We start from the raw sequence: 22,037 nt of genomic DNA, 5'->3' as shown, positions 1-22,037 counted from the left end.
GCGGGGTGCTCAGATGTCCTCGTGGATGCCGCATTCGCGCTTCAACCCGAAAAAGCGCGTGTCTTCTTCGCGCATGCCCGGTTCCCAGCGGCGCGTGGTGTGGAAGTCGCCGATGGAGACGTAGCCTTGTTCCCACAGCGGGTGATACGGCAGGTCGTGCGCCTGCAGGTACTGCCACACGTCGCGGTCGGTCCAGTCGGCGATCGGGCTGACCTTGTAGCGCTCGCCGCGTTTTTGCACGATCGGCGTCTGTGCGCGTCCGCCGGACTGGCTGCGGCGCAGGCCGGTGAACCAGGTGCCCACGTTGAGCTCGTCCAAGGCGCGGCGCATCGGCTCGACCTTGCGCAGGTTGTTGTACTGGTCGATGCCGACCATGCCCTGTTCCCACAGGCGGCCGTGGCGCGCCTCCATCCAGGCACGGCTGACCAGCGGGCGGTAGACCTTGAGATTGAGCTTGAGCCGGTCGGCCAGCGCGTCGGCAAACCGGTAGGTTTCCGGGAACAGGTAGCCGGTATCGACCAGGATCACCGGAATGTCCGGGCGCTGCCGGGTGAGCAGGTGCAAGGTGACCGCCGACTGCGCGCCGAAACTGGACGACAGCGCCGCCTCCTGCGGGCCGTGCTGCAGTGCCCAGGCCACGCGCTCGTCGGCACGCAGGCCTTCCAGTTGCGCGTTGAGCGCGTCCAGGTCGTCCAGTGCGGATGCAGTGATCGATGCAGCGGGCAGCGCGGTCATGCGAGCAGTTCCAGGTCGAGGTGACGGTGTGTGGGGTAGGGCGGCAGGGCGATCAGGCCGCTGCGGTGCAGGAAGTCGCCGAAGCCTTCGTCGCCGGCCTGGTCGCGTTCGGCCGCATAGCGCGCCAGCAGCGGTTCAAGTGCGGCGAGGATGTCTGCCTCGGTGATGTTTTCCCGGTACAGCGTGTTCAGGCGTTGGCCACGGCGGTCGCCGCCCAGCATCAGGTTGTAGCGGCCCGGTGCCTTGCCCACCAGCGCGATCTCGGCCAGATACGGGCGCGAGCAGCCATTCGGGCAGCCGGACAGACGCAGCACGATCGGGGTCTCGGCCAGTCCGTGCCGCTCCAGCACCGGCTGCAGCGCCGCGCTGAAGTCGGGCAGGTAGCGTTCGGCCTCGGCCATCGCCAGGCCGCAGGTCGGCAGCGCCACGCAGGCCATTGCGCCGCGTGCCAGCGCGGTGGGCGCACGATTGCCGGCATCCAGGCCGTATTGCGCGACCAGCGCATCGACGCGTGCGCGCTCGCTGGCCAGCACCCCGGCAATGACCAGGTTCTGGTTGGGCGTCATGCGGAACTCGCCCACGTTCAACTGCGCAATCGCCCGCAGGCCGCTCAGGTGCGCAGCGGTATCGGTGTCGGCGATGCGCCCGGCCGGCAGGGCCAGGGTCAGATGCGACAGGCCGTCGTCACCCTCGACCCAGCCGTAGCGGTCACCGTTGTGCTCGAACGCGAATGGCCTGGCAGGTTGCAGCGCAACGCCGGCACGGCGTTCGATCTCGGCCACGATGGTGTCCAGGCCGTGATCGTCGATGGTGTACTTGAAGCGTGCGCGCTTGCGCACCGCACGGTTGCCGAAGTCGCGCTGGGTGGTGACCACGGCAGTGGCCACCTCCAGCAACTGGTCGCGGGTGACAAACCCGATGACATTGGCCACGCGTGGCCAGGTTTCCGCATCGCCGTGGCTGGCGCCCATGCCGCCGCCGATGCTGACGTTGTAGCCGAGCAACTCGCCCTCGTGCAGGATCGCGATGAAGCCCAGGTCGTTGGCGAACACGTCCACATCGTTGAGCGGCTGTCTCTCCTACACATCTAGANCAGACGTGTGCTCTTCCGATCTCGTAATACGCCCGGGTATTGGGCAACAGATGCTCGGACACCCGCGCGGCATCGGCATACAGCGTGGCATGCGCCTGCGACAGCAGCGGATTGGCGGCGACCTGCACGTTGCGATTGACATCGCCGCAGGCGGCCAGCGTGTCGATCAAGGTGGCGTTGATCGCCTGCATGGTCGCCTTGAGCTCGCGCTTGATCACGCCATGGAACTGGAACGCCTGGCGCGTGGTGATGCGCAGCGAATGATTGGCGTAGCGCGTGGCGATGCCATCCAGCGCCAGCCACTGCGTGGGCGAGATCACCCCGCCCGGCGTGCGGGTGCGGATCATGAACTGATACGCCGGTTCGAGCTTTTGCCGGCGCCGCTCATCGCGGATGTCGCGATCGTCCTGCTGGTAGCTGCCGTGGTACTTGATCAGGGTCTGATCGTCCTCGCGCAACGCCCCGGTCACCGCATCGGCCAGGCTCTGTTCCAGCGATCCGCGCAGACGGCGACTTTCGGATTTGATGTCTTCGACGGAGTGGGTCATGACGGGATTCGGCATTCGTGATTGGGGATTGGCAAAAACACACAACAAGCAGCACTACGACAACACTCAGACCCACGGAGCCCGCCGTTACGAATCCCCAATCCCAACTCCCCAATCCCGGCACTAATAGACATCGCGCGCATACCGCCCCTCCACCTGCAGCTGGGTGAGATATGCCGCGGCGGCTTCCGCATCCAGGGCGCCGTGGGTGGCGACGATGTCGAGCAGGGCGGCGTGCACGTCCTTGCCCATGCCGATGGCACCGCAGACGTACAGGTGCGCGCCGTCCTGCAGCCAGGCATAGACCTCGGCGCCGCGCGCGCGCAGGCGATGCTGCACGTAGATCTTTTCGGCCTGGTCGCGCGAGAACGCCAGGTCCAGCGCGTGCAGTTCGCCGCGTTGCAAGGCCTGCTGCCATTCGGCCTGATAGAGGAAATCGGTATTGAAATGCTGGGCGCCGAAGAACAGCCAGTTGCGGCCCTTGGCGCCGGTTTCGGCGCGCTCCTGCACGAAGCCGCGGAACGGCGCCACGCCGGTGCCCGGGCCGATCATCAGGATGTCGCGATCGGTATCGGCCGGCACCCGGAAGCGCGCGTTCGGCTCGATGTAGACCGGCGCGGTGTCGCCTTCGCGCAGCGCGGCAAGAAAGCCGCTGGCCGAGCCCAGGTGCGCATGTCCGTGCGCCTGGTAGGTGAGCTCGTCCACCACCAGATGCACTTCCTCGCCCACGCGCTTGCGGCTGGAGGCGATCGAGTACAGGCGCGGGGTGAGCGGACGCAGGGCGGCCAGCAGGCCGGCATGGTCCCAATCCGCCGGCCAGCGTCGCAGCACGTCGATCAGCTGGTGATCGGCAAGCAACGACGCCAGGCCGGCGGTCTGGGTCGGGGTGAGCAGCGCCTGCAGCTCGTCGGCGCCCGCACGCTCGGCATGTGCGGCCAGCAGCGGCCGCGACAACTTGGTCAGTTCGCGCCGGGTGGCCAGCCACTCGTGCAGGGCCAGGGTCTCTTCGCCGACGGTGACCGCGGCATGACTGTCCAGGCGCAGCGTCTGCAGCACCGCATCCACCAGCGCGGGCGGATTGCGATGACGGACGCCCAGCGCATCGCCGGGCTCGTAGGCCAGCCCGCTGCCTTCCAGCGACAATTCCAGATGGCGCACGCGCTTGCTCGGCAAGGCGTACACGCGGAACTGCGGGCCCTTGAAGTCGCGCCCGCTGACGACCTGGTTGGCCAGTACTTCGGCAGCGAAGGGGTGCTGATGCGACCACACCGGCGCGGCCGCACCGCTGCGCAACGGCGTGATGGTGGCCGAGGGCGGGCCGCTTTTGAGCTGTTCGCGCGCGTGCCTGAGCGCTTGCGCGCGCCACGGTGCAGCGACGCTGTCGATGTCCAGGTCGGCTTCGCCGCGCGGCTGCACGCGGCTGCCGCCGAGTTCGGCCAGGCGGTCGTCGATACGGCGGGCGATGCCGCAGAATTCCGCGTAACTGGAGTCGCCCAGGCCCAGCACTGCGTACTTGAGCTCGGGCAGCTTGGGCGCGCGGCGGCTGGCCAGGAACTCCACCAGCCCGATCGCATCGTCCGGCGGGTCGCCTTCGCCCTGGGTGCTGATGACCACGTAGAGCAGCCGTTCGCTGGCCAGCTCACGGGTGGGGTACTGGTCGGCGCGCAGCAGGCGCACGCTCAGGCCGGCGGCCTCGGCCTCGCTCGCCAGCTGCTCGGCTTCGCGGCGGGCATTGCCGGTCTGGCTGCCGTACAGCACGGTCAGGCGCTGGCTCTCCTGCGCCGGCGCGTGCGGCTGGCCGCCCGGCAGCACCGCCAGCGAGCGCGGTGGCTGGCCCTGGGCCAGGCCGGCGGTGTAGCCGGACAGCCACCACAGCGACGCGGCATCCAGGCCGTCGACCAACCGGTCCAGCAGCGCCTTGCGCTCGTCGGGCAAGGGGCTGGGCGGTAGCGCGGAACTGGCGGCGGTCATTCGGATCCAGGGCGGTTGATGAGACCGGCGATGTTAGGGATGCGTTGCCGCGGCCAGAAAGGATGAGCCGTTATCGCGTTATGCCGGCCGCTTATTTGGGTGCGGGCGGCCTGCGCTACACACTGCGACGCCTTGCCCTACCATCGGCTGGTCTGCCCCGCCGACGCCCACGACACCCCGATGACCCTGTTGCCCCTGTCACACCTGGATCGGCTCGAGGCCGAAAGCATCCACATCCTGCGCGAGGTCGCCGCCGAATTCCGGGCCCCGGTGATGCTGTATTCGGTGGGCAAGGACAGCTCGGTGCTGCTGCACCTGCTGCTCAAGGCCTTCGCACCGTCGCCGCCACCGATTCCGTTGCTGCATGTGGACACGCGCTGGAAGTTCGGCGAGATGATCGCCTTCCGCGACCGCCGTGCGGCCGAGACCGGCGTGGACCTGCGCGTGCACATCAACCCCGACGGCATCGCCCAGGACGTCGGCCCGATCAGCCACGGTGCGGCGGTGCATACCGACATCATGAAGACCCAGGGCCTGAAGCAGGCGCTGGAGCAGGGCGGTTTCGATGCGGCGATCGGCGGGGCGCGCCGCGACGAGGAGAAATCGCGCGCCAAGGAGCGCGTGTTCTCGTTCCGCAATGCGCGCCATCGCTGGGACCCCAAGAACCAGCGCCCGGAATTGTGGAATCTGTACAACGCGCGCACCAAACCCGGCGAAAGCGTGCGCGTGTTCCCGCTGTCCAACTGGACCGAGCTGGATATCTGGCTGTACATCTACCGCGAGGCGATCCCGGTGGTGCCGCTGTACTTCGCCGCGCCGCGCCCGGTGGTGGAGCGCGACGGCGCCTGGATCATGGTCGACGACGACCGCCTGCCGCTGCACGACGGCGAGACGCCGCAGCTGCGCTCGGTGCGTTTCCGTACGCTGGGCTGCTATCCGCTGACCGGCGCGATCGCATCGACCGCAGACACGCTGGAAGCGGTGATCGCCGAAATGCTGGTCAGCACCAGCTCCGAACGCCAGGGCCGCATGATCGACCATGCGCCCGGTGCGTCGATGGAGCAGAAGAAGCTTGAGGGGTATTTTTGATGGGCAGGGAATCGGGATTCGGGATTGGGGATTCGCAACAGCGGTTCACCGTGGACGGAACGGAGGAAGCAGCTGCCCTTGCCAATCCCAAATCCCGAATCCCCAATCCCGGCGCCATCGGCGCCTACCTGCACCAGCACGAATCCAAGCCGCTGCTGCGCTTCATCACCTGCGGCAGCGTGGACGATGGCAAGAGCACGCTGATCGGGCGCCTGCTGTACGACAGCAAGCGCCTGTTCGACGATCAGCTTGCCGCACTGGAAAGCGATAGCCGGCGGCATGGCACGCAAGGGGAGGGCATCGACTACGCGTTGTTGATGGACGGGTTGGCCGCCGAGCGCGAGCAGGGCATCACCATCGATGTGGCGTACCGCTATTTCGATACCGACCGGCGCAAGTTCATCGTCGCCGATTGCCCCGGGCACGAGCAGTACACGCGCAACATGGCCACCGGCGCATCCACTGCCGATGTGGCGGTGGTGCTGGTGGATGCGCGCAAGGGACTGCTGGCGCAGACGCGCCGGCACAGTTACATCGTGTCGCTGCTGGGCATTCGCCATGTGGTGCTGGCCGTCAACAAGATGGACCTGGTGGACTACGACGCGCAGGTCTTCGCCGAGATCGCCGAGGGCTATCGCGCGCTGGCCGCGCAGCTGGGCATTGCCGATGTGCAGTGCATTCCGCTGTCGGCACTGGAGGGCGAAAATCTGTCCAGCGCCTCGATGCGGATGCCGTGGTATGCCGGCCCGCATCTGTTGCAGCATCTTGAAACCGTGCAAGTGGAGACACCGGAAGCCGGCAGCGGATTCCGGCTGCCGGTGCAGTGGGTCAATCGTCCGCACCAGCACTTCCGTGGCTACGCCGGCACCATCGCGGCCGGGCAGGTACGCGTGGGCGATGCCGTGGTGGTGGTGCCGTCCGGGCGCCGCACGCAGGTGGCCTCGGTGCTGGATGCCAACGGCGAGGTGGACGGCGCACGCGCCGGTCAGGCGGTCACGCTGACCTTGCGCGAGGAAATCGACATCAGCCGTGGCGACATCATCGCCGCCGTCGACGACCCGCCGGAAGTGGCCGACCAGTTCGCCGCGCATCTGCTGTGGATGGACGATGCCGCCTTGCTGCCGGGGCGCCCGTACTGGCTCAAGATCGGCACCCGCACGGTCACCGTGAGCATCAGCGAGATCAAGCACAAGGTCGATGTGAATACGCAGGAGCGGCTGGCCGCCAAGCGGCTGGAGCTCAATGAGGTGGGCTACTGCAATCTGGCGCTGGACGAGCCGATCGCGTTCTCGCCGTACGCGCGCAACCGCGTGCTGGGCGGCTTCATCCTGATCGACCGGCAGAGCAATGCCACCGTGGCCGCCGGTACGCTGGAGTTCGCGCTGCGCCGCGCCGGCAATGTGCACTGGCAGCATCTGGATGTGGATCGCGCCGCACGCGCGCGCATCAAGGGCCAGCGCGCGCGCGTGCTGTGGTTCACCGGCTTGTCGGGCGCGGGCAAATCCACGGTCGCCAACCTGGTCGACAAGCGGCTGCATGCGCTGGGCTACCACACCTTCATCCTGGACGGCGACAACGTGCGCCACGGGCTCAATCGCGACCTGGGTTTCACCGACGAGGACCGGGTGGAAAACATCCGTCGCGTGGCCGAGGTGGCGCGGCTGATGGCCGATGCCGGCCTGATCGTGCTGGTGAGCTTCATCTCGCCGTTCCGTGCCGAGCGGCAACTGGCGCGCGAGCGCTTCGACGACGGGGAATTCGTCGAAGTGTTCGTGGACGTGCCGCTCGCGGTCGCCGAGGCGCGCGATGTGAAGGGGCTGTACCGCAAGGCGCGGGCCGGGCAGATCCCCAATTTCACCGGCATCGATTCGCCCTACGAGGCACCGCAGGCGCCGGAGATCCATCTTCACGCCGATGGTGAGAACGTGGAGGCGCTGGCGCGTCATGTGCTCGAGTTCCTCGAGCTGGAACGCTGACCAGCGCATCGCGCCGACGACAGCAAGGGTCTTTGGTCATGGTGCAAAGCACGCCCTTTCTGTCAACTCCATGGCGGCTAGGTCGTTAAACTTTCGACGTACCCTGCCAGGATGTTCTGATGCTTGTTCGACCCAGCGCGCGTTTCGGCGCAGCGCTCTTGTTGGCCGTCGCGCTGGCCGGTTGCAGCCGTCAGGCCGCCGCGCCGGCCGCCACCAAACCCATCCCGGTCTCGGTGCAGGCGGTGACCACCCAGCCCTGGAACTCGACCGTGCAGTCGATCGCCACCGTGCGCGCGCGCGAATCGGTGGCGCTGACCGCGGCGGTGAGCGATGTGGTGGAGCAGGTCAACTTCGACAGTGGCGACGAGGTCAAGGCCGGGCAGCTGCTGCTGCGGCTGCGCGGCAACTCGCAGCAGGCGGCACTGACGGCTGCCCAGGCCACCTTCGAGGAGACCGACCAGCTGTACCGGCGGCAGTTGAGCCTGGTTGGCCAGCAACTGGTGGCCAAGTCCACCGTCGATACGCAACGCGCGCTGCGCGATGCGGCGCAGGCGCGCGTGCAGCAGATGCGCGCGGAGATCACCGACCGCGAGGTGCGCGCGCCGTTTTCCGGCGTGCTCGGCATCCGCCAGATCAGCCCGGGCTCGTTGATCACCTCCAGCACGGTGATCGCCACGCTGGACGATGTGGCGCGCATGTACGTGGACTTCCAGGTGCCGGAATCGCAGTTCGGCCTGGTGCAGCTCGGCAATACCGTCAACGGCACCGCGGCGGCGTATCCGGGTGAGCAGTTCGAAGGCGTGGTGGCGGCGATCGATTCGCGTATCGACGAGACCACCCGCTCGGTGACGGTGCGGGCGGACTTCCCCAACGGCGATCGCCGGCTGCGCCCGGGCATGTTGCTGGATGTCCGGCTGTTCCAGCCGGCGCGGCAGGCGGTGGTGATCCCGGAGATCGCGGTGGTGCAGGTGGGCCGCGAGTCCTACGTGTTCCGGGTCAAGCCCGACAGCAGCGTGGAGCGCGCCGACGTGCGCCTGGGCGAGCGCCGCGACGGCAAGGTGGAAATCCTCGACGGTGTCAAGGCCGGTGAGCGCATCGTGGTGGACGGCACCGGCAAGCTGCGTCCGGGCCTGAAGGTGGTCGATCAGGCCGCGCCCGTGCCTGCAGCGGCGCGCCCGCAGGCAGCCCGATGAAACTCTCCGACCTGTCCATTACCCGCCCGGTGATGGCGGTGGTGATGAGCCTGTTGCTGATCGTGCTGGGGGTGATGTCGTTCACCCGGCTCACCCTGCGCGAGTTGCCGGCGATCGACCCGCCGATCGTGTCGGTGGATGTGGAATACACCGGCGCGTCGGCGGCGGTGGTGGAAAGCCGCATCACCCAGGTGCTGGAAGACGCACTGGCCGGTATCGAAGGCATCGAGACCATCGAGGCGCGCAGCCGCAATGGCTCGTCCGATATCAGTATTGAATTCGTGCAGTCGCGCGATGTGGAAGCGGCCGCCAACGACGTACGCGATGCGGTCAGCCGCGTCTCCGACCGCATGCCCGACCAGGCGCGCCCGCCGGAGATTTCCAAGGTCGAGGCCGACGCCGACCCCATCCTGTGGCTCAACATGAGCTCCAGCACGATGGACACGCTGCAGCTGTCCGACTACGCCGAGCGCTATGTGGTGGACCGCTTCTCGAGCCTGGACGGCGTGGCACAGGTGCGTATCGGCGGGCGCCAGCGCTATGCGATGCGGATCTGGCTGGACCGCGATCAACTGGCCGCGCGCGAACTCACCGTGGCCGATGTGGAAGCGGCGCTGCAGAACGAGAACGTGGAGCTGCCGGCCGGCAGCATCGAATCGGCGCAGCGCGATTTCACCCTGCGCGTGGAGCGCAGCTATCTCAAGCCCGAGGACTTTGCCAAGCTGCCGCTCAGCAAGGGCGAGGGCGGCTATGTGGTGCGCCTGGGCGACGTGGCCAGGGTCGAGCTGACCTCGGCCGAGCGCCGTGCCTACTTCCAGAGCAACGGCGTGCCCAATGTGGGCCTGGGCATCGTGCGCAACTCCACCGCCAACGCGCTGGACGTGGCACGCGATGCGCGCGCGCAGGCCGCCGAGGTGCAGAAGTCGCTGCCGCAGGGCACCAACATCTTCGTCGCCTTCGACACCACGACGTTTATCGACGCGGCGGTGGAGCGCGTGTACCACACGCTGGTCGAAGCGGTGGTGCTGGTGCTGGTAGTGATCTGGGTGTTCCTGGGCAGCGCACGCGCGGCGCTGATTCCGGCGGTGACGGTGCCGGTGTGTCTGATCGCCGCGTTCATCGCGCTGTACGCGTTCGATTTTTCGATCAACCTGCTGACCTTGCTGGCGCTGGTGCTGTGTATCGGCCTGGTGGTGGACGATGCGATCGTGGTGGTGGAAAACATCCAGCGCCGCATCGACCTGGGCGAGCCGCCACTGGTGGCCGCCAGGCGCGGAACCGGGCAGGTTGCCTTCGCGGTGATCGCCACCACCGCGGTGCTGGTGGCGGTGTTCCTGCCGGTGGGCTTTCTGGAAGGCAATACCGGGCGCCTGTTCCGCGAGCTGGCGGTGGCATTGGCGGCGGCGGTGGCGATCTCGGCCTTCGTGGCGCTGACGCTGACGCCGATGATGTCGTCCAAGCTGTTGCGCTCGCACGGGCAGTCCAGGCCCAATCGCTTCCATCGCTGGTTCGATGGCCGCATGCAGGCGGTGTCCGGGGCGTACGGGCGCTCGCTGGAGCGGCATGTGCATCGCACCTGGATCTTCGCGCTGCTGATGCTGCTGGCGCTGGGGGCCAGCGCGTGGTTGATGGGCCGGATTCCCTCCGAGCTGGCGCCGGCCGAGGATCGCGGCAATTTCCAGATCATGATCGACGGGCCCGAGGGCGCCGGCTTCGATTACACCGTGGGGCAGATGCATCAGGTCGAGGCGATCCTCGGCCCCTACGTGGGCCCGGACAAGCCCATCGTGCGCGCCAACCCGCGCGTGCCCGGCGGCTTCGGCAGCAGCGAGGAGATGCATACCGGCCGGGTCAGCGTATTTTTGCAGGACTGGGAAAAGCGCTCGCGCCCGACCACCGAGGTGGCCGACGAACTGCAGCAGAAACTCAATGTGCTCAGCGGCGTGCGCGCACGCACGCAGCTGAGCGGCGGCCTGGTGCGCAGCCGCGGCCAGCCGTTCCAGCTGGTGCTGGGCGGGCCGGATTACGCGGAGATCGCGCAGTGGCGCGACCGCATCCTGCAGCGCATGGAAGCCAATCCCGGCCTGGTCGGCCCGGACTCGGACTACAAGGAAACCCGCCCGCAGATGCGCGTGAACATCGACCGCCTGCGTGCGGCCGACCTGGGCGTGCCGGTCACTGCGATCGGTGGCGCGCTGGAGGCGATGATGGGTTCGCGCCGCGTCACCACGTTCGTGGACAACGGCGAGGAGTACGACGTGATGCTGCAGGCCGGGCGCGAGGGCCGCATGGCGCCGGAAGACCTCACCGCCATCCGCGTGCGTTCCACCCGTGGCGAGCTGATTCCGCTGTCCAACCTGGTCACGCTCAGCGAAGTGGCCGAGGCCGGCACCCTGAATCGCTTCAACCGCCTGCGTGCGATCACCATCAGTGCCGGCCTGGCGCCGGGCTACCCGCTCGGCGAGGCCATTGCCTGGGCGCAGCAGACCGCGCGCGAGGAACTGCCCGACTACGCGCAGGTGGACTGGAAGGGCGAGTCGCGCGAGTACCAGCAGTCCGGCAGCGCGGTGCTGCTGACCTTCGGCATGGCCCTGCTGGTGGTGTACCTGGTGCTGGCCGCGCAGTTCGAGAGCTTCGCCCATCCGCTGGTGATCATGCTCACCGTGCCGCTGGCGGTGCTGGGTGCGCTGGTTGGCCTGTGGCTCACCGGCGGCACGCTCAACCTGTTCAGCCAGATCGGCATCGTGATGCTGGTGGGGCTGGCGGCCAAGAACGGCATCCTGATCGTGGAGTTCGCCAATCAGTTGCGCGATGAAGGCCGCAGCGTGCATGCGGCGATCGTGGAATCGGCATCGGTGCGTCTGCGTCCGATCCTGATGACCTCGATCGCCACCGTGGTCGGTGCGATTCCGCTGGTGGTGGCCGGCGGGCCTGGCTCGGCCAGCCGTGCCACGATCGGCGTGGTGGTGATCTTCGGCGTGTCGCTGTCCACCTTGCTCTCGCTGTATGTGGTGCCGGCGTTCTACAGCCTGATCGCGCCCTTCACCAAGTCGCCCGAAGCGGTGGCACGCGAACTGGAAACCCTGGAGGCGCAGACGCCGTCGGTGGGTGGGCACGCCTGACGGAGACCGGCAGCGGTGCGCTGCTGCCGGCTGCCGGCTGCCGACGATGCCGGGATGCTGCGGCATCGGCCGCGTGCATGCGCCTGCATCGCAGACAGGACGCAAGCATCGGAGCGCAGGCCGCGTCCATCGAGCGCGGCAGCGCCAGGCCTGCATCGTCGAGGCGAAGACGTAGTGCAGCCGGTTGCCCTTGCGGGCGGCGCGTCTGTGCGCCTGCCGCATCGGTCGCGCAGTGACTAAGGTCACATGACAGTCATGCCCGGCTATGGTCGACTTCTGCGGTTATCCTGACCGGAATCGCCAATGCGTCGTCTTGCCTGCCTGCTTGCTCCCTCCCTCCTTGCGCTGTGCTGCGGCACCACGCTGGCGCAGTCCTCCGGCGAGCCGGTTCCCAATGGCCGCCTGCCCACCTGGGCGGTGCCCGAGCGCTACAGCCTGGCATTCAAGATCGACCCGGACCAGGCCGAGTTCAGCGGCCGCACCAGCATCCGCGTGCAGCTCAAGCAGGCCTCCGATCATCTCTGGCTGCACGGCAAGGAATTGAAGGTCAGCAAGGCCACGGTCCAGCCGGCGAAGGGCAAGGCGCTGACCGCACGCTACGTGCAAGCCGATGCGCAGACCGGCGTGGTGCGCCTGGATTTCGGCCGCACGCTGCAGCCGCAGACCCTTACCGTGGACATCGTCTACAGCGCTCCGCTCAACCAGCAACTGCAGGGCCTGTACCAGGTGAAGTACCAGGGCCAGGCCTATGCGATGACGCAGATGGAGCCGATCAGCGCGCGCTATGCGTTCCCCGGGTTCGACGAGCCGGCGTTCAAGACCCCGTTCGACCTCAGCCTGACCGTGCCCAGCGAAGACCAGGCGCTGGCCAACACCATCGCCACCTCGACCAAGCCGGCCGGCAAGGGCTGGAAGACGGTGAGCTTCGCCCCGACCGTGCCGCTGCCGACCTACCTGGTCGCCTATGCCGCCGGCCCGTGGGACGTGGTGGACGTGCCGGCCATGCCGGCCACCCCGCAGCGCCCCAGCCCGACCCCGTTGCGCGGCATCGCCGCCAAGGGCCAGGGCCCGCGCATCACTCCGGCGCTGGACCAGACCCCGGCGATCATCGCCGCGCTGGAGGACTATTACGCCTTCGGGTATCCGTTCGACAAGCTCGATCTGGTCGCCGCCCCGGACTTCAGCGCCGGTGCGATGGAAAACCCCGGGTTCGTCACCTTCCGCGACTGGCTGCTGCTGCTGGACAAGGACTCGCCGGCCGAGAACGTGCAGCGCTCCTTCAATACCAATGCCCATGAGCTGGCCCACCAGTGGACCGGCGATGCGGTCACCATGGAATGGTGGGACGACCTGTGGTTGAACGAAGCGTTCGCCACCTGGATGCAGCAGAAGATCACCATGCAGCTGCACCCGGAATACCGCGCCAACCTGGACCGCATCACCGGTGCCCAGCATGCGATGGACAACGACAGCCTGGTCAGCGCGCGCAAGATCCGCCAGCCGATCACCGGCAACGGCGATATCGAAACCGCCTTCGACGGCATCACCTACCAGAAGGGTGCGGCGGTGCTGGCGATGTTCGAAGCCTTCGTCGGCGAAGATGTGTTCCGCGAAGGCATGCGCGCCTACATCGCCAAGCATAAGTTCGGCAACGCGACCGCCGACGATCTGGTCGATGCGATCGCCGCCGCCGCCGGCAAGGGCGAAGAGTTCAAGGCCGCATTCCGCAGCTTCCTCAATCAGCCGGGCGTGCCGTACCTGCAGACCCAGCTGGCCAGCGAAGGCGGCAAGACCGTGGTCAGGCTGCAGCAGCAGCGCTACCTGCCGTTGGGCTCCACCGGCTCGGCCGCGCAGCAATGGGGCGTGCCGGTGTGCATCAAGTACGGCAAGGGCAAGGACCAGGTCGGCACCGCCTGCCAGATGCTCGACGGCGCCAGCGGCAGCATCGTGCTGGACGGCGCCGGCAAGAACACCTGGGTGTTCCCGAACGCGCGTGGCGCCGGCTACTACCGTTTCAGCCTGCCCAAGAAGCAGCTGGCTGAACTTGGCAAGCAGGTCGGCCAGCTCGACGACAACGAACAGCTAGCCTATGCCGATGCGATCGATGCGGCCTACCGCCATGGCGATGCCGACAGCGACGCGGTGCTGATGGCGATCAAGCAGCTGGCACCGTCTGCATCGTCCGATGTGTCGACTGCGCTGGTGGATCGCTTCGTGTGGATCTGGCGCTACCAGGCCACCAGCGAGGCCCAGCGCGGCGCACTGCGCAAGGCCGCCGAACAGGCCTATCTGCCGCGTCTGCGCCAGCTGGGTTACACGCGGCGCAGCGGCGAATCGATCGACGACACCACGCTGCGCTCGGAGCTGGCCGGCCTGTTCGCGCTGCGCCTGCAAAACGCAGAGGTGCGCAAGGCGCTATTGGCCCAGGGCGATGCGGTACTGGCCGGCGGCAACGGCGCACTGGACTTCTCCAAGGCCAATCCGGATCTGCTCGGCACCGCACTGGCAGTGACCGCGCAGGACCGCGGCGCACCGGCGGTGCAGAGCCTGATCGATGCATTGCGCACGCATGCCGACCCGGCGCAGCGCAACGCCATGATCGCCGCCCTGGGCACGCTGCAGGACCCGGCGCTGCTCACCCAGGTGCGTGATTTCGCGCTGACCGATGCGATCAAGGTGGGCGAGATGAAGAGCCTGCTGATGCGCGGTCATAGTTACCAGACCTCGCACGATTCGATGTGGCCGTGGTTCACCGCCAACTTCGACCGCATCGTGCAGCGCAGCGGCTCGTTCGATGGCGGCGGGTTGCCGGCGCTGGGTGCGTCCGGTGGCTGCAGCGTGGAAGAAGCCGACCGCCTGGAGGCGTTCTTCAAGCCGCGCCTGGCCACGCTCAGCGGTGCCGACCGTGGCCTGGCCCAGACCGGCGAGACCATCCGCCTGTGCGCCGCGCTCAAGCAGGCGCAGACCGCCAGGCGCTGAGTCGCCGCGTGCGGCCGGGGTGCGCAGTATCGGCGGCGTCGATGCTGCGCACCCGGAGCGGGAAACGAAACGCCTGCGCTCATCGCCAGGCGCGCAGCGGTGCCCGGAATCGGCATGTGCCAGGTATACACTCCGGTTTCGGGCGCGCCTTCCGTATCCAGCTGGCGACTGCCCGTTACGTTTTGTCAGCCGCTGCAGGGACGAAGCGATGGGCGACTCATTGATGCTGCACGGAGATGGCTTCGTGCTGCGCCGCTGGCGCCAGGACGACCTGGGTGCCTTGCTGCAGCACGCCAACGACCCGCTGGTGCCGCGTGGGTTGAGTGAGCGCTTTCCGCATCCGTATACGCGCGCCGACGGCGAGGCGTTCCTGGCCGGACGCGTGGTCGACCTGCAACACCCGGTGCTGGCCATCGAGATCGACGGCCAGGCCTGCGGCACGATCGCGGTGCGTCCAGGGCAGGGCGAGCGGCGCTTTTCGGCCGAGCTGGGCTACTGGATCGGCAGCGTGTACTGGGGCCGTGGCTGGATGACGCGCATCGTGGCCACTTATGTGGCCTGGGCGATGCAGGCCCTGCCGCTCCATCGCGTCCAGGCCACCGTGCTCGACACCAATCCAGCATCGGCCAGGGTGCTGCTGCGCAACGGCTTTGTCGAAGAAGGCGTCAGCCGCTGCGCGGTCATGAAGCCGGATGGATTGCACGATCTGCGCGTGTTCGCGCGGGTGGAGTTGCCGGCCGATCTGCACTGATCCCGGCCATGTGCGTTGGCGAACGCGTTGGCCAGGCGCGTCTGCGCGCTGCGGGTTGACGCAGATCCATCACCGGCATCGGCGCCGATCCCGCGTGTCCCGCATGGCGTCAACGTCAAACTGAGTCCTGTGGGCTGCAGGGCCCCGAAGGACGCGCGTCGGCTGTCTCGTGTACGGCTCGTTGCGCCAGTGGCTTACCATCGTCGCCAATGCGTCTGCACCGCCGGCGATGCCGGCGTGCAGGATGACGAACACCGCTGGTGGCGGAAAGGGGCGAGACGGTCCCTGCAGACCCGGCAAGCAACACGAACCTTGGATACGACGATGACACAGCATGATGGACGGGGTTCGCGCCCGCCGCGCGATGGCGGCAGTTCCGGCGCCTCGCACAATCCCTGGGGCCGCGCCGCGCCGCGTACACCGGCAGCGCGCCCGCCGGCACAGCAGGCGCCAACGGCTTACACGCCTGCTGCCCCGCAGTCCGCGGTTTCGTCGTCCGGCGGCAATGCGCGCGAACTGCGGCTGTATGGCATCAATGCCGTGCAGGCCGTCTTCAAGGCGCGCCCGCAGGCGGTGCGCAAGTTGTATCTGAGCCAGGCGCGCATCCCGCAGTTCAAGGCCTTGCTGGCCTGGTGCGTGGCCCAGCGCATCGGCTACCGCGTGGTCGAGGAGGCCGATCTCAGCAAGCTCGCCGCCAGCACGCACCACGAAGGCGTGGTGGCCGATGTGCTGCGCGTCGCCCCGCAGCCGTTGCAGGACTGGCTGGCCGCGTTGCCGGCCGGGCCGGTGCTGGCACTGTGGCTGGATGGGGTGGGCAACCCGCACAACTTCGGCGCGATTTTGCGTTCGTCCGCGCACTTCGGGGTGGCCGGCCTGTTGCTGCCTGCCGGCGCCACGCTGGGGCTGTCCGGTGCAGCCGCGCGCGTGGCCGAAGGTGGCGCCGAAGCGGTGCCGCTGGTGCAGCTGCCCGAGACGGCAACGGCGATGGCGCAGCTGCGCCAGGCCGGTTTTGCGGTGGCCGCCACGCTGGTGGAAGGCGGCCAGGACGTGTTCGCCGCTGCGCTGCCGCAGCGGCTGGTGTATGTGATGGGCGCCGAGAGCGAGGGCATGGACCGCCAGTTCGCGCGCGATTGCGACCTGCAGTTGTCGATCCGCGGCAGCGGCAAGGTCGAAAGCCTCAACGTGGCCTCGGCCACCGCGGTGTTCCAGGCCGCCTGGCGTGCCCGTGCACTGGGCGGAACGCCGTGATGCGCCTGTCTGCCTGGCTGCTTGCCGCTGCCTGCGCAGCGAGCGCTGGCGCGCATGCTGAAGCCGCGTCCACGCCTGCCGCACCGCCTCAGGTGCGCACCGATCACGGTGTGGTGCGCGGGCAGTGGCAGGACGACGGCAGTGCGGTGTTTCGCGCGATTCCGTTTGCTGCCCCGCCGCTGGGCGCGTTGCGCTGGCAGCCGCCGCAACCGGCTGCGGCCTGGTCGGAGGTGCGCGATGCCACCCAGGCCGCCACCCCCTGCGTGCAACCGGCGCTGGGCTGGAACAATGCGATGGCCAGGCGCGGCAGCGAAGACTGTCTGTACGTCGAGGTGCAGACGCCAGCGCTGCAGCCGGCCAAGCCGCTGCCGGTGTTCGTGTGGATTCATGGCGGCGCCAATGTGGCCGGCGGCGCCGATGGCCACCTGCCGACCAACCTGGCCGCGCAGGGCATGCTGGTGGTGACGCTGCAGTACCGGCTCGGCGCGCTCGGCTTCCTGTCGCTGCCGGAGCTGCGCGATGGCGACAACCAAGCCGCCGGCAACTACGCCTTGCTCGATCAGATCGCCGCACTGCAGTGGGTGCGCGACAACATCGCGCAGTTTGGTGGCGATCCTGCGCGGGTGACCATCGCCGGGCAGTCGGCCGGCGGCCAGGACGTGGGCTTGCTGATGCTCAGCCCGCTGGCACGCGGGCTGTTCTCGGCGGCGATCGAGCAGAGCGGCACCGCCGGCTTCGGTTTGCCGGCGCGTTCGCTGGAGGACAATCGCGCGCTGGGTGTGGAAATCGCCAGGCGCGCAGGCATCGACGATGCTGCGACACGCCTGGAGCAGTTGCGCGCGTTGCCGGTGGAGCAGGTGATCAAGGCCGGGCAGGGCGTCGACGTGCCGGCACTGGATGACGATGGCTACATCTGGCTGCAGGCCGTGGTCGATGGGCGCGTGCTGCCACGTGCGCCGGCCGCGTTGCTGGCCGAGGGTGCACAGGCCAAGGTGCCGCTGTTGATCGGCTACGTGGTGCAGGAGCTGGAGTACGGCGGCAAACAGGGCGCGCAGGCGCGGTTGCGCCGCGACTATCCGGCGCAGGCCGATGCGGTGCTGCAGGCGCAGCGCACGCAGGCCGCGCTGCGTGCCGCGCGTCAGGGCGATGCGGCGATGCAGCTGTCCACCGACCTGACCTTCCGCTGCCCGGCGGTGACCGTCGCCCAGCATCAGGCTGCACTCGGCGTGCCGGTGTGGCATTACGTGTTCGATACCGCCGCCCCGGGCGGGCAGGTGACGCACAGCGCCGAGCTGCCGTTCCTGTTCAAGGACCTGCCGATCGGCCAGCCGCCGGTGAGCCTGCAACGCTACTGGGCCGCGTTCGTGCAGCATGGCAATCCGAATGCCAAGGGCCTGCCGGCCTGGCCTGCGTTCGCCCCCGGGCATGCGGCATTGCAGTTCGACGGCAGTGGCGTGCGCCCGCTCAAGGATGCACGCCCGGCCGTGTGCGCAGGCGTGGACCTGCCGTGATCGATCGCGCGTACCGACACGGTACGCGCGATTGACTCCATTCAACTCAGCGTGCGCAGCCCGGCCCGCCGAAGTAGAAGCCGCCGTTTTGCATTTCCGGCGACAAGCTGGTGCGGGTGACGCCTGCGTCCAGTGCATACGGATAGCTGTAACCGGCCATCGCCAACGTGTAGCAGGCAGGCTGCTTCACGCTCAGTGACGACAGGCGCTGCACGGGATGGGTGGCCGTTGCCGCATCGCGGTAGAAGTGGTTGGCCTGGAACGCGGCCTGGCGATAGCCCGCTGATGCAAATTGACCACTGCCCATGCGCGGGCTCGCTATCCCGCTGTCGGTCGAGACTTCGCCACCTGCGCTCACGTACGCCACGCGTCCGTTGGCGAGATCGCCCGAATACAGCGCCGCCTTGTAGTAGCCGATCCACTCGCCATCCAGGCGCAGCCACCAGTTGCCGTCGGTATTCCTCTGGAATTCCACGCCCAGCATGGTCTGCTTGCCGCCTGCCGTGCTGAATCCGGCAACCGGCTGAGCGCCCAGGACTGCACGCGTGCTGGTCTGCACGAAATCGCTGCAATCCAGATTATGGCAACCCGTCTTGACGTACCCGTCCTGGGTGGAATAAATGAAAATGATCGGCTTGTTGCCCCAGCCCGCGGCTGGCTGGATCTGCCAGCCCACTTCAAGGGTCTGCGTCTGCTTGCCTGCGCCTTCACCGGCGATCCATATCTGGCTGATGGTTTGCGTCTCGTCGGCGGAGCGTAATGCGGGCGCCCACAGGTTGAGATCGGCGCCTGCGCCTGTGACCGATCTGCCAGCAGTGTCCAGATAAACGAGGGAGTGGAAATGCGTCATCGATGCCGCGGCCGGGGCGGCATCCGCCTGCATCGGCGCGCGCGCGCGCGGAGTGGTGCCACGCAGGAAGCCGTGAAGATCCGCGTGCCTGCTCATCTCGGCCAGCCCGATGCGTTCGAGCGGCACGCTGCCGGCGTCGCAGCGCTGCACCGCATCGATCGGCATGACCGTCGTACTACTTGGGAGGGTGGGCGGTGCCGCCGGCGCGCTGCCATCGCGCAACGCCGGCTGCTGCTCACGCGGAATGCAGTCGAACACCTTGCCGTCCTGTTGCACGCTGCGCAGCACCGTCAAGCCGTTGTAACGGTTGAACAGATAGCGCTGCATTTCGGCAAAGGCGACGGGGTTGCCGACCTTGGCCATGGCGCCACGCGCGGCGTAACTGAGCTGCGCCTGCGTATCCAGAAACTGCTTGAAGTCGCGCGTGACCTGCGGAAATGCGTGCGATGCCGATACGGATGTGCGCAATGAATCGCGCTTGATGGGTGCGACGCTTGCCGTGGCAGGTGTCCGCAGCAGCGGTGGCATCAATATGTCGATGCTGTGGTCGCTCGCTGCCGAGATCGGGGGCGGCAGCAGCGTGGCGGCACCAGCGGCTGGAGCCAGTGCACAAACGCAGAGCGCAGCAACGGCGCGGCCGATCGCCATCGGCCGATAAGAACGGAAGGTCATGTGGTTTTTCCCCTGGCGCCGGAAAGAGACTGCCTGCACGCGGCGCACCATGCAGGACAGCGCCTGCAGTCCGCAGTGGCGTTCCGAAGCGCGTTCGGTGGCGCGTGCCTGCGTTGAAGGCGTGCGCATCCTAACCGCCAAAAGAAGAAATCGATCGGCAGGGACGCATTGCGTGACACCAGGCACACGGCAAGCGCCATGCGCTAAGCGGATGCCGTGTCGATGGTCATGCACACCCTGGCGTACGGCGTGTGCCGTTGCGCAAAGGTGTGCACGATCACTCCACGATCAGCATGGCTGTTCTTACTTTTTCTGCAGCCGCACGGCGGCACCGCCGTTTGCGGCCAATGGCAGCTGCAAGCTGTCGGCGGAGGTGAGCTGGCGCGTGTCGATCCGCACGTCCGTCGGAGCCTGGCCATCGGCATAGATGGTGGCGGTCCAGCGGCCCTTGCCAAGGAACGCCAACGGCACCGTCAGCGTGCGGGCCTGCTCGTTGGTCATCGCGCCCACGTACCAGTCCTTGCCGCTGCGCCGCGCCAATGCGATGTGCTCGCCGATGGCGCCATCGAGTGCGCGCGTCTGGTCCCAGCTTGCCGGCACATCGCGCAGGAACTGCGCGGCCGGCACGTTTTCGTATTGTTCCGGGCTGTCGGCGACCACTGCGAACGGGCTTTCGTAGACCACATACATCGCCAGTTGCTGCGCGCGCGTGGTCATCACCTGCGGCGCGATGTGTTGCATCTTGAACTCGGCCGGGCGCACATTGCGGAAGCCGCCCGGGGTGTAGTCCATCGGGCCGAGCAACATGCGCGTAAACGGCAGCGTGAGGTTGTGGGTGGCGGTGATGCGCGTGGTCCACTTGTTGTATTCGGCACCGAGCACGCCTTCCTGGGTAAGGTAATTGGGGTAGGTGCGGGTCAGGCCGGTCGGGTGATAGGCGCCATGCAGGTCCACCAGCAGCTTGTGTTCGGCGGCCTTGGCCAGCAGGCGGTGATAGAAATCCACCATCTGCTGATCGTCGCGGTCCATGAAGTCGACCTTGATGCCCTTGATGCCGAGCTGCTGATACCAGGCGAGCGCTTCGTCCATGTGCGCATCGAGCGCGCGCCAATGCGCCCACAGCCACAGGCCGACATCGCGCTTGCGTGCATAGCTGACCAATCCCGGTAGATCCAGTTGCGCCACCGGCCGGCGGATATCGGCGTCTGCGTTGTATTGGCCGTCGCCGGTGCTGCCGACATACCAGCCGTCATCGATCAGCATGTATTGCAGCTTCAACTGCTGTGCGTGGTCGATGTAGCGCTGGATCGTGGCGGTATTCATGCCCGGAGTGGCCACCCCGCTGGCCAGACTGCCCGACCACCAGTCCCATGCCGATTTGCCCGCGCGCACCCAGCTCGCATCGAAGGCAGGCGGCGGGTTGAGCGCAGAAATCAGGTTGGATTCGATCAGGCTGGCCGGGCTGTCGCCCAGCATGATCACCCGCCAGGGCGTGGCGAAATCCTGGCCGTTGGCATCGACGCTGACCGCCAGCGTGGGGTCGTCCAGGCGTGGCGATAATTTCGCCGCGACGCCCAGGCTGCCATCCTCGCGGCCGGTGAGATACAGGCCGGCATAATCGCGCAGGTTGGCCTCGGCAATCGCCAGCGTGGTGCCGCCGGCATCGGTCTGGCAGACCAGCGGCAGTTCCAGCAGATGGTGCGGGCGCAATCTGGATGCGGCGATCGCATCGTATTCGCCCTCGTGGCTGGTTCCAAAGCGCCCCAGGTTCAAGGTCCAGCATGGGTAATCGCTGGGAAAGGCGAAGCCGGTGAGCTCATTGCGAATCCGCACCTCACCGGCGTCGGGCAGCACGTAGCGCAGCGCAACGCCGTCGTCGTAGGCACGCAATTCCACCGTCAGGCGTCGCTGTCTGGGGTCTGACAACTGCACGCGCAACTGGCGGTAGTGATCGCGCGCCTGACGCGTCTTGCCCACGGCCAAGTCGAACCGGCCGTCATGCGTCTCGGTCGTGCTGCCCTGCAGCGTCATCGCCTTGCCGAGGATGTTGGCGCGGCCCAGGTCCAGTCCGAGCGGCGCGTCGTCGAGCACGACATTGTTGCGATACAGCACGCGATAGCTTGGCACGCCACCCTCGCGCAGGGTGAATTCCACCTGCGTACGTGCGTCCGGCGATTGCACCTGCAAACGCTGCGCAGCTGCAGGTAGCGCGATCGAAGACAGCAGCATGCACGCCGCCGGTAATGCCGACTGGATCAGGTTTCGCATGAGTCCCTCCTCCTGGGAGCGCCAACCCTAA

General features: G+C 67.6%; 12 protein-coding genes, 1 other RNA gene and 1 pseudogene. 9 read left to right on the top strand and 5 right to left on the bottom strand.

Annotated features, from left to right (window positions below):
- Positions 1-9: 9 nt before the first annotated feature.
- The 3 genes and pseudogenes from C0541_RS15780 to C0541_RS15770 form a co-directional block, all read right to left on the bottom strand.
- Entirely contained in the window at positions 10-735 is a 726-nt protein-coding gene (locus C0541_RS15780; RefSeq protein WP_115049771.1) for a phosphoadenylyl-sulfate reductase, read from the bottom strand.
- A pseudogene (gene cysI, locus C0541_RS15775) lies at positions 732-2,355 on the bottom strand (assimilatory sulfite reductase (NADPH) hemoprotein subunit). The gene C0541_RS15780 and the pseudogene cysI overlap by 4 nt, the downstream one beginning before the upstream one ends.
- Positions 2,356-2,499: 144 nt before the next feature.
- Positions 2,500-4,347 carry an assimilatory sulfite reductase (NADPH) flavoprotein subunit gene (locus C0541_RS15770; RefSeq protein WP_115049769.1) on the bottom strand — a complete coding sequence of 616 codons (1,848 nt, stop codon included), beginning with the start codon at positions 4,345-4,347 and terminating at the stop codon, positions 2,500-2,502.
- A gap of 180 nt (positions 4,348-4,527) precedes the next feature.
- Between C0541_RS15770 and cysD the strand changes: the two genes are divergently transcribed.
- The 9 genes from cysD to C0541_RS15725 all read left to right on the top strand — a co-directional run bounded on the left by cysD (position 4,528) and on the right by C0541_RS15725 (position 18,216).
- Entirely contained in the window at positions 4,528-5,436 is a 909-nt protein-coding gene (cysD, locus tag C0541_RS15765; RefSeq protein ID WP_115049767.1) for a sulfate adenylyltransferase subunit CysD, read from the top strand.
- On the top strand, positions 5,436-7,412 hold the full coding sequence (gene cysN / locus C0541_RS15760; RefSeq protein ID WP_115049764.1) for a sulfate adenylyltransferase subunit CysN: 1,977 nt from the start codon (positions 5,436-5,438) through the stop codon (positions 7,410-7,412). Before cysD ends, cysN begins: the two co-directional genes overlap by 1 nt.
- Before the next feature lie 119 nt (positions 7,413-7,531).
- Positions 7,532-8,605, top strand: a complete 1,074-nt coding sequence (locus C0541_RS15755; RefSeq protein WP_115049763.1) for an efflux RND transporter periplasmic adaptor subunit — start codon at positions 7,532-7,534, stop codon at positions 8,603-8,605.
- On the top strand, positions 8,602-11,727 hold the full coding sequence (locus C0541_RS15750; RefSeq protein WP_115049760.1) for an efflux RND transporter permease subunit: 3,126 nt from the start codon (positions 8,602-8,604) through the stop codon (positions 11,725-11,727). Before C0541_RS15755 ends, C0541_RS15750 begins: the two co-directional genes overlap by 4 nt.
- Positions 11,728-12,030: 303 nt before the next feature.
- The gene (locus tag C0541_RS15745) at positions 12,031-14,706 is read left to right on the top strand and encodes a M1 family metallopeptidase (RefSeq protein ID WP_115049758.1); all 2,676 of its coding nucleotides are present in this window, start codon (positions 12,031-12,033) and stop codon (positions 14,704-14,706) included.
- A gap of 114 nt (positions 14,707-14,820) precedes the next feature.
- A non-coding RNA gene (locus tag C0541_RS15740) (sX9 sRNA) lies at positions 14,821-14,897 on the top strand.
- 17 nt (positions 14,898-14,914) lie between these two features.
- Positions 14,915-15,457 (top strand): GNAT family N-acetyltransferase, encoded by a 543-nt coding sequence (locus C0541_RS15735; protein WP_115049756.1) that lies wholly within the window; start codon positions 14,915-14,917, stop codon positions 15,455-15,457.
- A gap of 324 nt (positions 15,458-15,781) precedes the next feature.
- Complete coding sequence (locus C0541_RS15730) at positions 15,782-16,705, top strand: TrmH family RNA methyltransferase (RefSeq protein WP_115049754.1); 924 nt, start codon at positions 15,782-15,784, stop codon at positions 16,703-16,705.
- Positions 16,705-18,216, top strand: coding sequence for a carboxylesterase/lipase family protein (locus C0541_RS15725; RefSeq protein ID WP_115049752.1), 1,512 nt, complete (start codon positions 16,705-16,707; stop codon positions 18,214-18,216). Before C0541_RS15730 ends, C0541_RS15725 begins: the two co-directional genes overlap by 1 nt.
- 46 nt (positions 18,217-18,262) lie before the next feature.
- Here C0541_RS15725 and C0541_RS15720 read toward each other — a convergent pair whose 3' ends face one another.
- Together C0541_RS15720 and C0541_RS15715 are read right to left on the bottom strand one after the other, a co-directional pair.
- The gene (locus C0541_RS15720) at positions 18,263-19,534 is read right to left on the bottom strand and encodes a neprosin family prolyl endopeptidase (protein WP_238601342.1); all 1,272 of its coding nucleotides are present in this window, start codon (positions 19,532-19,534) and stop codon (positions 18,263-18,265) included.
- A 507-nt stretch (positions 19,535-20,041) separates the two neighbouring features.
- Entirely contained in the window at positions 20,042-22,006 is a 1,965-nt protein-coding gene (locus C0541_RS15715) for a glycoside hydrolase family 97 protein (protein WP_115049749.1), read from the bottom strand.
- Positions 22,007-22,037: the final 31 nt, after the last annotated feature.

The organism is Xanthomonas arboricola, assembly GCF_003353015.1.
GTDB classification, from domain to species: Bacteria; Pseudomonadota; Gammaproteobacteria; order Xanthomonadales; family Xanthomonadaceae; genus Xanthomonas; species Xanthomonas arboricola_E.
The sequence above is the reverse complement of the archived record's forward strand: the minus strand, read 5'-3'. Positions and strand labels throughout refer to the sequence as shown.